Here is a 13,621-nt window from a genome sequence, read left to right on the forward strand (position 1 = left end):
TCAAGAGAAAACCGCAGACGCCAACAACTGCGGCCATCTTTCGAAACGTATTCCAAACTCGCCATCCAAACAGACTCCCATTTCAGTTACCCCATGAGCAATGAAGGCAACACGGCAACCCGCATGGGTACGGGGCTTCGGTAGCGAACCTAGCCGCATCGCAAACGAACAATACCGGTCACTCACAACCGGTCAAACAAACGCCGACGCTCAACCAGCACAAATCAGTAACACTCATCCCACGCTACAAATACGTGGTTGGAAGGCGCCTAATAACTCAGGACGCTTCCTGGTTGGCGGTGGTCGAGTGCATGTCCCAAAACCACCTACCGCCACAGCATCCACACCTATCCCAGCTACGCTTCCCGGAGCCGATTCAAAGCCCCGCCACAACGTTGGCAACGCATGCGGGTTCGGCTGAGTAAAGTCTTGCGGGATACCTTGTGGGGTTCGTTGCAGGATGAACACCGAACCGCTACTGGTTTGGGTGTGCATTGCTTGCGTGCTCGCTTGAGGTTTCGCAATTCGTTCCGCGTGAGGTTCGGTTGTGGTTTCTTCACTGGAAGTCACCTTGATTTGATGTACTGAAAGAGCATGTTGGCCCATCAAAATGAAGCAGTGTTTCCGCTCGTTCTCCTCCTCGCATCTTTGCAACGATCAGTCTTACTTGGCTGTTGCCTTCGTCGTGAAGAAAGATGACTGCATCGGCGTCTTGTTCGATTGAGCCGCTCGAACGCAGGTCACTGAGTCTTGGGCGGCGTGGTGTGCTGTTGGTCTCATCGCCTTTGCGGCTAAGTTGTGATAACAGCACGACCGGGATGTTGAGTTCCCGAGATAGCTGTTTGAAGGCGCGTGTTGCCTGCGTGACCTTCTCGTACTCGGTTTGCTTTTGGGTCGATGGTTCGCTGATCTGCAAGTAGTCGACCAGCACCAACTCGATTCCGTCCGTTGCGTGTCGCACCCGTGCCTCTGCGCAAATCGATTCGACGGTGGATCTCTTGCCGAATGGTTCGCTGATTATTAGCGGGACGTCATTGGCGGCGTTCGTTGCTTGCTCGATCCGCTGGCGTTCTTCGCTGGAGATTGTGTGGGCTGAGATGTACTTGCCATTCACTCCCGTTTGCCTTGCGAGATAGCGGGCGGCGAGTTCTTGCCGGCTCATTTCCAGACTGACCAAAAGCACGCGATGGCCTGATAGGGCAATGGTTTCCCCTACCTGCTGAGTCAGCGAAGACTTGCCACCGCCGGGACGCGCTGCCACGACGTACAAACGCCCACGTGAGAGGCCATCGTAGGTTTGATCAATGAAGTCGATTCCAGTTTGCAGGCCCGGGGAACGTCCCTCTGCTTGTGTCTGGTCGATCTCGGTCAGCAACATGCGGCATGACTCACCAATCGTGCTGGCATGGCTGCGCTCATTTGCCCGCGATTCGATTGCGGCCAATTCAGCCCTGAGCCATTGTGCAAGCTCGATGGGATCCGCCGTTGCTGATCGCCTCTTAAACTCATCTGCAATCGAGACGGTTGCCCGCCGCACTGAATGTCGACGAACCAGCCTCGCGTAATGCAATGCGTTTTCATCCGCATGGGGACGGACAAACTGTCTTTGGAATTCAATTGGCCCGCCCAGTCGATCGAGCAGACCTGAATCCCGCAGCGTTTGGATGACCAGCCGTGTGTCCCGGAGTCCATGGCCCGCCCGATTCATCTCGCAGAGCGTTCCGTAAAGCTCGCCAATAGCTTCTTGTCCGCTCTCGTCGCCCAGTAGGTCCGTCACGGTGACTTCGGCTTCGATCGCGGGAATTGAGGCGGGGTCGAGCAGCATCGCGGCTATGAGCCCGTGAGAGGCTTCCATTGCACTGAGGTCACTCACTGGTTGCCTCCTGCTTTCGGATCGACTGGCGGCGTTCTGCGATCGATGCGACCGGGCCCGGTTCTGGCTGGTCAGTCGCCGCAGTCGCTCGATCGTCGTACTTGCCCTCAATCAGCTTCGCGACGGTATCTTCCTTTAGGAAAAAATCGATGTCCATCTTCCAGGCTCGATCATTCTTGCCTGAGCAAAAACTGCTCGTGGATGCTTTGGCGATGGCATCACGCCAATGCACTCTCCACCATGCAGACTTCATTCGGGTCTTTAGCATCGACCTTCGCTTGTCGGTCGGTCGCTGGTTGGATTCCATTGCCGAGTTCCACTCCCTCAGGACTTCTTTCAGGGACTGGCAACCCTCTACCTGTTCCTGCTCTTGTTTCTGTTCCTGCTCCTGTTCCTGATTAAGGGAAGGGTGGGGCCACCCTTCAGGGAAGGCTTCCGCAAAGGCTTTCGGGAAGCCTTTCGACAAGCCTTTCAGATACTGAGAAACACGGGACAAAAGCTCATTTTTGGCCTGGCACTCAGGTATCGAATCTACGGATCCAACCCAGCTTTTGACCACGTTAGGAGACTCCGGTTGGTTGTACTTCAGAAAGTTTCGGGCACTTACAAAACAGGCCCTTTCGTCCGCAACCAACAAGCCTTCCCGAGAGGCTTCCGCAAAGGCTTCCCGAAAGGCTTTCCCGGTCCAGCCTTTCTCTGCAGCCAAGCCTTCCATCGTGGCACGCATGGCGCCCAATGGTGTCATGTGAGGATGAGTCAGGACAAACAAAAATGTCAGCTGAGCATTGTCTGAAAGCTGACAGAACTTTTCGTCGTTCCAGATTCGCGGATCAATCTTGCGATACTTCGCCATCTCAGCGTTCCTCCGCACAAAGTCGTTTAAGCGTGAAGGCAGCGTAGGATTCACCGCCGGGTGATAGCACTCGATTGAACCGCTCAATCGAGTCCTCAAGTTCCGCCTTGCGTGTTGATTCGAACCGGACTTGGCCGTTTTCGATGAATGATTTGCTGGAGCAAGCCATGCCACGGCAAATGAGCCATTCGCATCGCTTGCGAGCCTCAATGGCGTCGTCACCGAGGCGTTGTCGCACACGCTCTTCGAAGTTCAGTTCGCGAGCTCGCCTATCCACGACCAACGCGTCGAGAAGGGCGGACTTCAACTGCTCCATGCGTTCGTTGCTGGTGGTCATTCCGCACCTCCAATCCCGTGACGGTCTAGAACGGCTTGAATGGGTTCGCTGATGTGCTGAACACCACTCGGTAGCGTTTGACTATCACCGGCGGATTCGCACTGCGGAACTGCAACAAACACCGCCGCTGAACTTCCGGTGGGTGTTGGGCGTTTCTGGCCAGCCCGGCGTATCAGGCCTCGTTTGCGGAGCGTCCCAAATGGTGAGCAGATCGACTGAAGCAAGATCTCTGTCCCGGCTGACGCTTCGGCCATGGTCGCGCCTTGGGAACCTTGGCGACGAATGAACTCGAGCACGATGCTGCAACGGCGGCTCAGCTTCGGAATGCTTGCGAGGAAGGCAGCTTTGCGGGTTTCGATCGTCGTCTCCGCGTAATCAATCAGCGGAAGCGGCTCTTTCAAGTCACTCATCGATTGGCCCTCCTGCAGCTTGTGCTTCCAATGCGGCAACAACCGCACCGGGCCGGTAGAGTCGGCGCCGACCAACAAGCACGGACGGGACGATTCCGGCGGCGCGAAGTCGATCTAAATTTGGGCGAGAGATCCCGACCAGCTCGGCCATTCGGTCGCCATCGACCAGCATCGGTTCGGTAGATGCCTCGATCATTGGCCGCAACTCTGCGACCACGGCGGCGGTAATGGTCTCGGCCAGCTTACAGGGCGTGGTGCCCTCGATTTCTACGCGAGTCATTCGGACGCCTCCGATTGATTGGTGGTAGCGTCCCTCGTTCTGGACACGTCGTAGCCCAATCTCTGTAAGCTGCGTCGTGCAGTCTTTTCATCGGCGGTTTTGTGGTGCTTGATCGCAAGCACCAGTGCCGCAGCCCAATACGCGGGATCATCTTTCCGCGTCACGTCGTAAATGCATTTGGCCATTGTGTTGGTCCTCCTGTAGGACCAAGGCCAGCGTCATTAATTAATGAAAACCTTCGTGTTTTTCGGCTCTGTTGCCAAAAGAATTTTCATTCTTCAGTCAATCTTTCTTCGGTCGCCAATTTGAACGTCGCAAATTTCGCGTCTTCTTGCTCGATCCAGCGTCTCACCGTCGACTCTGACACATTAACCATCGAAGCGAGCTTTGCAGGATCGTCCTTAAGTGTTGGGTGGTCTCGCAGCGTTGCGAGCATCTGGGTCTTACGTAATTCGGATTCTGTCTTTGGAAGCCTACCTCGCCTTGTTGCAGGCGCACCTCCCCCCGAATCACCACGACACTCGGTCTCAGCGTTTGATTCAGTGTTCAACTCCCGTGAAGCTGAGTCGGCGTCGATCGACTTCGTGTTGTCCTCTAACGCCTCCAAATTGGGGCGATGTTCCACCAGCATCATCCTCACGGCATCGACAATGCCACGTCGTTTTGACGGATAGCCGATGACGAACGCCCGGTTCAGGTCACATGGCGACGGGTCGCAATCGTCCAGACGCTCATTGAGTTTGCACGCATCACGCAGACTCGCCATCGCCTCTGACTCCACTGATGGGTTTGGAGGGCTATCACTTGGCTGCATTTCCGCGTCGTATCCCGCGCACCATTGGTCCACCTGCTTGGTTCCCCAGTAGTCACGGCAAGCGTTCCACAACTTCGGGATGCTATCGTCATCTCTTCGCAACATTTTGGTTTCACACGTCGCAAGCAATTGGCCAGCCCAATACTCGACCCGTTCTCGGCAATGCGTTGCTTCGCTCATTGATGTTTTCCATGCAAAAGAAGGCCCGCCCTCGCGCCTGTTGCATGAGACGACGCGACGACGGGCGAAAATCCACCGGGATCAATCGGCGGATGGAAACGCGTAGATCAAACCGCGTGAATCGTCATTTTCGGGCGTTGGCGAAAGTCGTCAAGTCGATCGCGCGGCCCTGGACCAATCGCTAAAATCCGGCTCGGACCTCTTTTCAACCTCGCCCCGCTGGAGCTTCAACCAATGTCTGATCACGACAAATCGATCTGGACTTTCCTCGGAATCACTTTCCTTGTCTTCTTGGCAGCAGTTGCTCTGTTTGGTCGAAACTGAACGGGGTGCTTGTTCATTCTGAACATGTTGAGGTTCCGAAGCGTTAGCTCGATTGATTTGGGGTCGATGGTCATTGCCCTGCCTCCGTCTCGTGGCTCGATCCGATCCAGGCGAGAAACTTGTCTCGATGAACGATAAACCGACCACCATTCACAGGCTCACAAAGGAACCTGTGACGCTGGCACCAACGTTTCATTGAAGTCTCGCTGTAGCCCAAGATGGACCCCAATTCCTCGAAAGTCAAAATTGGCTTGGTCCAGTCGATGCTGAGGGCGTTCGTGTCACCGCCTGAATCGACTGCAGGACGTTTTGGTTGCTTGGCCATTCTTGGACCCGATTCCTTCCGCGCTCGCGTCGGTGCGACCGCGCACGACAAAGCCCATCAGCTCGGTTAAGAAACGCGGCAAGTACTCCGCGCCGAACCACGTTTGTTCCCCGCCTGCGCGGATCAACACTCACAATGATTCCCAAGTTGATGGGCTTTGGCATTCTCCCTCGTTCAGATTGTACTTACTGGCTTTGTCACCCGTGGTCAAAGAGAACCTGGGGGTCAAGTTGAGTCGGTTCTTAAGCCGAAGCAACTGCCAAACGATGAGCGAATGATGCGCTGATTGGGGGTGTCGGTCAACCCTCGGGTTTCGTTGGCCGTCGATCTGCCATCAACTTGGGTAAGGGATTGTTAAACGTACTGCGGGACCGAGCTTCTTACTGCTTTACGTCTCGTTGCGGACGCGGATGCGGATTTCCTACGTGCGATGAAAGAGTCGATCTCTTCGATTTCAATACGCCAGGTGTTTCGCTTGCCAGTTCCGACGTTGACGCCTCGCAGTTGCTTGTTGGCGATCAGTTGGCGAACGTGGGCGACTGTTACGCTCAACATCTCGGCAGCCTGTTGCGGCGATACGATTTTCGGAGTTGTCACTGATTCAGATCCGTGGCTTGAGTCGCTGGTCTCTCCTTTTGGATCGGTGAGCGGTAAGCAAGCCAATAGCAGAGCCCCACTATGTACGGGTAAAAAGCAAGACTCACTTCGAGCAGCGCGGGCTCGATCGATTGTGACGAGCACTATGCCGGGTTCGGCTTCCAAACGTCCATCAGGACGCATCAGGAACAATCAGCAGCTCATCCTCGTTGCTTTCGAACTCGTTCGGGTCCTGCTTGAAAACCTTGCCTTGGTCACCACCAACGATCAGCTTCCCGGTTGCGATCAAACGCGACACCCGAGCGATCTCAGCCGGGCTCGGAAGGTAGGGCGGTTCGCCTCGATCGGTGTCCCACTCCCGGTAGTGCTCAATCGGAAAGTCGACGATCCGGCAAGATTCCTCTGGTGACAGCAACCAATGCCAGACCAGGCTTTGCACTTCATCGAGCCGCCCACCGTGCAGTGGTCGCTTGTGCTCCTTGTGGAACTGGTCATCGTCAGTCGCAGTCGATCGAGCGACGGTCGCGGTGGTCAGTCGATGGAACGTTTCTCGCCATTTTGGGCTTGCCAACATTGACTCCTTGTGAGTGCTGTTCGGTAGAATGCTTGTGCCAACACGTATCAACCAAACGTTTCACCGGAGCCCACCCAATGTACCCACCAACCACCATCGGCCAAACCCAGCGCAAGGCCCAAGCAGCAGGCAGTCTCGCTGACCACCTCGCCGCGAATCCACTATCAGCATCGGTTCGCAAAGATCCCCTACGCCAAGCGATGGAGCAACGGCGCAAGCAAACAGCCAAGACGCCACAGACCATTGAGAATGTCTTCGGACTCAGCGCTGCGTCTCAACAGAACCCGCTCGCAAACGGCGCTCGCATGACGAACAATCGTGCAGCTCAGATCCAATCCCGTATGGCAAGCGCCGCCACAATGGGTCAACACGCCGCTTCGTCTCAGGGCTACACCGACAACTTCGGTGTCACGACGCGTCGTGGCGTTGGATACGCCGGACCGTCGATGGGAAACCAGAGCGCGATCGATGCGGCCTACGCTCAACGTGCCGCTCGGCGTGCTGCCAAACCAACCGCCAAGATCGGCAAAGGACCGGACGGCCAAACGATGCACGCCCAAGGCGTGACGATGGATCAGTTGTTCCCAAGTGCATCGGACGCTGGCAACCGAGCCAAGTTCGAAGCCGCCCAGTCCGCCCGTGCTGACCAGAAGACCGAAGCTCGGCAGATGCGGCAGGATCAATTGGCTCAACAGCGTCAAGCCGCGTTGGCGCAACAGAGCCAAACTCCGGTGATCAACCCGTTTATGAACCCGATTGCGATGGAGGCGATGCGACGGGATCCAACCCTGGCCCTTGGCGCGGTGAACAACCTGAATGAAACGCTGCAAGGGCGTTCACGGTTGGACCAGATTGCTTCCCAGGCCCAGCAGCAGAACGCACTGGCGAACAAGCGAATGACTCTCGAAGAACTGGTGCAACTTGCGAATGTCGACAACCAAGGGCAGATGACGACGGCTCAGATTGCCGACATGTCTGCACGCCAAGGTGTCGCGAAGGATTCGCTTGGCCTTCGTCGCGATGAGCTGGCGATGCGGTTTGGTGAGATGCAGAACCAGTACGAGAACCAGAAGCGATTGACCGATCAGACGGTCGCCGCTGGTGAGTACCAACGAAGCCCGGAATACTACGAGCAGCGGATGGCTTTGGCGGGACGGGAAGTCGATGGCGGTGACAAGCGGCTCACACCCGCTGAGAGTTTTCAGGCATCCTTGGCCTACTCCGCCCAAAATCCTAAAAAACAAGCTCGAGCGATCGACTGGGGAGCCAATGCAATTCGCCAGGATCCGTCGCGGGCCGGCGAAATCAGTCAGATGGTTGGCGCGAGTGACGAGGATCTTCTACGCAAGTACGAAGAGGCTTTTCAGAGCCCGAGTTGGCTAGTTGAAAACGATAACGATGGCGAGATGCAAAAAGCACGCATCGAGCGGATTGGTCTGATGCTGGATGCTCGCGGAATCCCACGTCCGAGCCTAAATCGGAAATTGCCATGGTTACAGGAGTTCCTTGGGTGGAGCTACGCGGAACCCAAGCACACCGGAAGGACATTGGATGAGTTGATGTCAGCAGCTGGCCAATGACCTATTAGACAATTCTCGCTGAAGTTGTTTCAAACTTACCAAGCGATGAATCACAAACGTCACGTCTCTGATCATCACTGGCTAAGCTGGAAATAAATACCTTCTCTCAACCGCTGACTTATACAATCGCAGGAACCGAAACCAAAAGGTATGTGAAAGCCGAGCACGGTTCAAGCAAGAGTCAAATCTCTTCCGGCCATGGCGAATCAGCGACGAAGGAAATGCGAACGGTATTCGCACTACTCCAGGAACTTCCAGAAATTCGAATTTGGCAAGATTTCCGGTTGTGCAACCGGAGTTCCGCCTCTTCCAAATTGAACAACTCTGATGCTGTTCCGTTTTGCGGCTCCAAGATGCCTCCCCAAGAGTACTTCTCAGTCAAACCTCTACGTTGGTGCTTCCAAAGGTACACCGTCGCGGCGATTTCTTTCGCAGACCCTGGAAGCCAGATCATCCCACTAAGCAGTTGCACGCTCCCGCGAAGTAAAGACCAAGGCTTCGCATTTTTCCCAAGTGTCTTTTTCCATTGTTTGTCAATCGCCTTTCGGAGTCCTTTTAGCCAAAGCTGAACCCTCGGTTCGACCTCGTCAGCGTTGGCAAGACGCCCAAGCTTGCGCAATGTCTCATCATCCCCAATCGACTTAATTGCCAACCCTAAACGAAACTCACGAGCTCCCAAACGGTTTTGTCGAACGGCTTCTTCGATTTCGCTTGTGTAGTTGTTGCACCATTCTCGATTGCGACGCTCGGTGATGGCATTTCTTGCAATGTCTCGGACCTCAGGCAAAGGATGGCTGTCCAAATCTGCTTTACGAATGAAGTCGTCGTTAAACTGCTCTGACGGCAACCATCGGATGCCCTCCGCGGAACGCATAAGTAGTTCTGGCTCATGGCTTGTCGAAAGCAGCTCTAAATACAAAGCGAACTCGCCTGGGTTTATTTCTGCGAATCGGCGGTAGGCCGCACGTCGAACCTGGAACGAAGGATCTTGAATCAATGCACCAAAGACAACACGGAGCGTTTCTTCTTTAACCGATTCTCCTTCATCTACCAATAAAGTGTTCTCTGCCAGAGTAATCCGGCCTGGCTCTAGCCAGTCGATCCACGAACCATCTGAAACAATTTGAGTAATTGCGTCCCAAGATACAGCGGCAAGAGTGCGAATCAAAGAAGTGTCTGCTCGACCATGAGTGTTCGACACGCAGACACGATCAAGGAGGCAGCCAATAACGATCGCTGGCTGATCGCTTTTTCGCTCTTCAACAGCCCATGCAACCTGATGCACTGCCGCGTCTGAAGCAAACTCAAGAATGGCGGCGATAGCGTCGCAGACCCGGGTTGGATCCATTTGGTACAAGTGTGCAAGCATGTAAGCCTGCCATTCGGAAACCTTCTTTGTTTTTTCAATCTGCAACCGGCCGCTGACACTTGAGCATCCGAGTATAGCGACCGCTTCAGGCCATTCGCTGATGGTGACACCTTCACGAAACAGCAGTCCCTCAAATGCATACTTTTGATGTTCAAAGTCCGATGAAAATGCTTTCTCACGAAGCCAGTTCAGTTGTTCATCGCTGGCGGTTACAGCGGGCGATCCCAGTAGCGAAAATGCTGTTTCGCGACTGAATGCGTCAAGTGATTGGTCATCTGCAATTTCCCAGAGCTGGTTTGCAACACCCGTGTCAACATCGCCGCGATAAATCAGTCGGCACAACGCAGCTACACCGGCTTCACGATGATGTTTCGCAGCATCATTCGCGATCATCTCAAGAATCAAATCCACGACGTCTGAATCTCCGGCTGCAATCCTAGCGATCGCGAGATCAGTCAAAGCATCAATGACTGAAAGCAAAACTCTTTCGCGGTTCAGATACCCAAACTTGGTCATTGCACAGAAAGCGTTTCGATGTCCGCTGGCGTGCGCAAGCTGGATCACAGCTGATTGACGAAAGAAATTCTCGTTGTCGTCATGATCAAGAACAGCCGCTGACTCTATCTGTTCGCGCAAGGCTTTCGAGAAATCAGGCTGCGGCGAGGCCGAAAGAGCCTCTGCAACGCGATGGGCCACGTAAGGATTCGTCTCCTCCAGAACCGCTGGCACGTTTAGCTCATGGATTTTTTCCGCCCCCAAACACTGCATCCATTCAATGGATGATCGCTTTGCATCCAATTCCGGTGTGACGTGTCGTCCCGTGATACCCGTGTCTGTCGCCCCGACCTGCCTTAACACCGGAACTGCTGAACCTGCATCCACAAGATCAAAGCCGTCGAGATGCTGAGGTTTGACTAGTTCAGCAATTCTTGAGTCCGTGATGCTAAGAGCAATGTCCCTCTTCCGTACGGATGTTTTGTCACTGGAATCTTCGAGAACCCAGACCAAATAATCGCGAACCGGGTCGGGGATTTGGCAGCCGAAAGCAAAACTTGCGTTCATGCTGATGACTGCCCTATTTCGCCGAAAGACTCCCCAAACCTGTTGATGCAACGACGAACCTGCGTCGCAACGGTCAATGGCATGAGCAACTCCAGACAATGTGAGTTCAACCCGCAGGTTGTGATCTTTCTTGCCATCAACCTTATCTAGCGCAGCCAAAGCGAGTTCCATCCCATCGGGTCCGCACAGATACCAGACAATGTGCCGCACCGCCTTTAGCTCTTCCTCCTCCATTTGATGGAAGCCAAGGGAGAACAATTCGGCTCGCAAGTTCTTTGGGCTACGATCTGTAGGCCTCGGAACACCCAGGTCAATCAAGGTGCAAATCGCATTTTTGGCCATTGGTCCATCTGACCGTGCAACTTGCCAAAGTGCGGTGGCAATCGCGTCGGAACGAATGCCCAAAGTCGAAATCGTTCCAAACAAGGATTCTGTCGGTGTTTGGCGAAGTAGTCCGCAAAATTTGCGTTCCATTTCACTAAACAATTTCAATCTTCTCGAAATCTCGAGCTGACGGAACACTGTCTTCAGTGTTCTGCGAATTTCAAATTGAATGAAACGACTGTCGCGATCAGGGCCGGGATCTTCGTCTTTGACAGTTTCTAATGAAAGCATTACCAATTGCGAAATGCTTTCTCTTTGAATTGTAATCGTGTCGCTACCTTGGTCTAGCAGCGTCTTGACGCGATAAGAAAAATCGCCACAAAGCTCCCAGAACGTTCTGGTGCCATCTATCTCCCGAGTGTGGTAGATACCTTTCATTATAGGCATTAACCCCGAAAGTGTTTCGCAGTTCCGAATGCTTTCCCTAGTCGATTGAGCACTGGGGGATTTCGAATTACTCAATGGGTGACCTCCTGTAGACAAATGCAATCTCGTAGCCAAGTCTGTTTCCAGGACCATCGCTTGCCTTGATCCTCTTCATCATTCAAAAGCCCCGCAGTGACGAATTCGCCGAACAAGGAAATAGCTTCCGAGCGGCTAAAATGCTCCTGTCTACAAACTTCAATCCATTGTGATTGAACGCACATTGCATTCGGGTTTTCGAGCGAAACTTGTCCAGCAGCTTCGAGGATAGTATTGATGACGTTTGCATTTAGATTCATCGCTAATCGATTGCTGGCTTTTCTCTCAATGTGCTTGATGTACCTGCTCGCTAGTTTGACTGCGCCCTTCCGTGTGCCTGTCAGATAGTCTGTTTGTGTTGCTGGATCAAGCTCAGCGAACGACGCCCATACTCGCGGTTCACGCAACGGGGTGATGATGTTTTCGTCGGCACCTTTGGTGAACCGATGCGAAGCGTGAAGACCCGGTGTTACCAATGGAAGCAACTTGCTTTGCGGACCTTGGTCCAATCCCCGGGCGAGTTCTTCGAGTTCCAGGTTGGTAAATTTTTGGACACTGACCGACGAATAGCCCTGATCGCCAACAATGTTGGTCAACCACTCGGCTTCATCGATAGTGCGGCAACTTACAACGATCGAAATCGAAGGCTTTGATGGATCTGTCCGTCTGTAAACGAGGTCCTGTAACAGTTGTTCTGCAAATCGCTGATTCTTTGGATACGGATTCACTTGGCCTTCTTTTTCGTCGATTCCGTCTATGTAAAGGACTAATAGATGTGAATGCTTGCAGCCAGCGGACAGTCTTGAGAAAGCGTAATCAAGTGTTTGTCCATCTCCGTCTGGTTTCTGGTTTCGCCACCTAGCAAATTTATTTATCAAGTTGTTTTCGGTAAACTCGCCGAAGTGGCTCCCAGCCACGAAGTCTGGTGGTTGGTTCTCGTCGCACATGTGCCCCAGAAGGGCTTGCCACGCGGCGACAGATTTCCCACGCCCTCCATCTCCAACGACCAAGACCAGCGGTGAAGCAAGAGACTCTACAGCTATGTCCTCAACTGTGCTGCGTCGTGCTAAGGGCTTATTGTGGTGTATGCGTTTGAGAGCACCTGTGACTTGTTCCTTCTGCCGTTTCCGCGCCGATTCGCCTCGCAAAGTTATAGCGTGGGAGTGACCCGCTAGGCGGTCATTTAGTTCCTTGCGGTAGACAGAGCGAAACGTCGCGGAGTTTACACGGTCTAAGAACAAACCAAGCGTGTCTACGATACGCTGATCAAATTCTTCGTGCGGAACCCCTAGTTCAGCGGCGTGTGCCTCCACCGTTTTTTTCGCTTTCTCTTCAGTTACATGTTTCCATTTGATCTTTTTCATGATCTCGAACATCTCGTCCGCGAGTTCAGGGCGAGTGCTTCGAACATTTCTCCAGAGCCGTGCACTTAGATGATTTGCATTTTCGTCCGATTGGTTATTAATGAACGCGTTTTGTGATTTCAGTAGTTCATTTGTCCACTTGTGCTTTTTCCGATTCGTCCTCAATTCATACTGGCAACAAGAGATCGAAAGATTTCCTTTGGCGGTCGCTTCGGCGAAACGCTTGAGAATGATCCGCAGTTCAGCTGGTTCGATCTCTTTCTCTTCATTCGAGTGTTTGTACTGAGTAAGTCGTGATTGGTCCGTCCCCGGCACCAAGGCAACAAATGCGTCTTGGCCGAATTGCTCCAGCGTGATCGCTCCTTCGATTACCGGTGCGTTCGGGGCAATGCGTATTAATTCGATCTGCTCCGCAACTGAGCCCAACAACTGAAAGAAATAGCCAGCAAGCGAGCGATAACCTCCCTGCAGGTCCGAGTTTTTCTGAGCAATGCTGCGATCGGTTGCTGACATGCCTAGATTCCGTGCTCAATTTGATTTAAGAAGTTTGTCTTCCCCTTTGCAATGCGTCAGCCTGTCAAAGGGCGGCAGTGCATGATGGTCGATTCCGGTTGGCTCCCGAGAGCTTTGTCCCATTGAGGCAACAAAGTTCAGGTTTTAGCTTCGTCCTTTGGATCAAGGACCATAGTCGTTTTCAAGCCTGAAAGTCCCGACTTGGCCAGTACAAGATACTTCTTGATGTCGTGCCCATCAATCTTGACGTTCCTGCAAATTTGCCAGCATGTGTAAGCAAGCTTCGAAGACGCTCTGAGATTTCTGCATCGGCCCCGTAC

At 53.5% G+C, this 13,621-nt stretch carries 11 protein-coding genes; 1 reads left to right on the top strand and 10 read right to left on the bottom strand.

The features are described 5' to 3' along the window. Window positions 1-556: 556 nt before the first annotated feature. From UH5x_RS05290 to UH5x_RS05325, 8 genes are all read right to left on the bottom strand, one after another. Complete coding sequence (locus tag UH5x_RS05290) at window positions 557-1,873, bottom strand: replicative DNA helicase (protein WP_482634968.1); 1,317 nt, start codon at window positions 1,871-1,873, stop codon at window positions 557-559. Then, a complete protein-coding gene (locus UH5x_RS05295; protein ID WP_482634969.1) occupies window positions 1,866-2,600 on the bottom strand; it encodes a hypothetical protein in 735 nt (244 codons plus the stop codon). Before UH5x_RS05295 ends, UH5x_RS05290 begins: the two co-directional genes overlap by 8 nt. A 127-nt stretch (window positions 2,601-2,727) precedes the next feature. After that, window positions 2,728-3,063, bottom strand: coding sequence for a hypothetical protein (locus tag UH5x_RS05300; RefSeq protein ID WP_482634970.1), 336 nt, complete (start codon window positions 3,061-3,063; stop codon window positions 2,728-2,730). Next, the gene (locus tag UH5x_RS05305; RefSeq protein WP_482634971.1) at window positions 3,060-3,473 is read right to left on the bottom strand and encodes a hypothetical protein; all 414 of its coding nucleotides are present in this window, start codon (window positions 3,471-3,473) and stop codon (window positions 3,060-3,062) included. The genes UH5x_RS05300 and UH5x_RS05305 overlap by 4 nt, the downstream gene beginning before the upstream one ends. Then, on the bottom strand, window positions 3,466-3,753 hold the full coding sequence (locus UH5x_RS05310) for a DNA-binding protein (RefSeq protein ID WP_482634972.1): 288 nt from the start codon (window positions 3,751-3,753) through the stop codon (window positions 3,466-3,468). The genes UH5x_RS05305 and UH5x_RS05310 overlap by 8 nt, the downstream gene beginning before the upstream one ends. Window positions 3,754-4,024: 271 nt before the next feature. Beyond that, a complete protein-coding gene (locus UH5x_RS05315) occupies window positions 4,025-4,747 on the bottom strand; it encodes a hypothetical protein (RefSeq protein WP_482634973.1) in 723 nt (240 codons plus the stop codon). A gap of 1,003 nt (window positions 4,748-5,750) precedes the next feature. Continuing rightward, the gene (locus tag UH5x_RS05320) at window positions 5,751-6,176 is read right to left on the bottom strand and encodes a helix-turn-helix domain-containing protein (RefSeq protein WP_482634974.1); all 426 of its coding nucleotides are present in this window, start codon (window positions 6,174-6,176) and stop codon (window positions 5,751-5,753) included. Further along, window positions 6,166-6,567, bottom strand: coding sequence for a hypothetical protein (locus tag UH5x_RS05325; protein ID WP_482634975.1), 402 nt, complete (start codon window positions 6,565-6,567; stop codon window positions 6,166-6,168). Before UH5x_RS05325 ends, UH5x_RS05320 begins: the two co-directional genes overlap by 11 nt. A gap of 77 nt (window positions 6,568-6,644) precedes the next feature. On the opposite strand from UH5x_RS05325, the gene UH5x_RS05330 reads away from it, so the two are divergent. After that, entirely contained in the window at window positions 6,645-8,147 is a 1,503-nt protein-coding gene (locus tag UH5x_RS05330) for a hypothetical protein (protein ID WP_482634976.1), read from the top strand. A 181-nt stretch (window positions 8,148-8,328) separates the two neighbouring features. Here the strand turns inward: UH5x_RS05330 and UH5x_RS05335 are convergent, their stop codons facing one another. Then, window positions 8,329-11,340, bottom strand: coding sequence for a hypothetical protein (locus UH5x_RS05335; protein WP_482634977.1), 3,012 nt, complete (start codon window positions 11,338-11,340; stop codon window positions 8,329-8,331). An 80-nt stretch (window positions 11,341-11,420) separates the two neighbouring features. After that, the gene (locus UH5x_RS05340) at window positions 11,421-13,301 is read right to left on the bottom strand and encodes a hypothetical protein (protein WP_482634978.1); all 1,881 of its coding nucleotides are present in this window, start codon (window positions 13,299-13,301) and stop codon (window positions 11,421-11,423) included. Window positions 13,302-13,621: the final 320 nt, after the last annotated feature.

The sequence above is a fragment of the Rhodopirellula sp. UH5 genome (assembly GCF_056839225.1).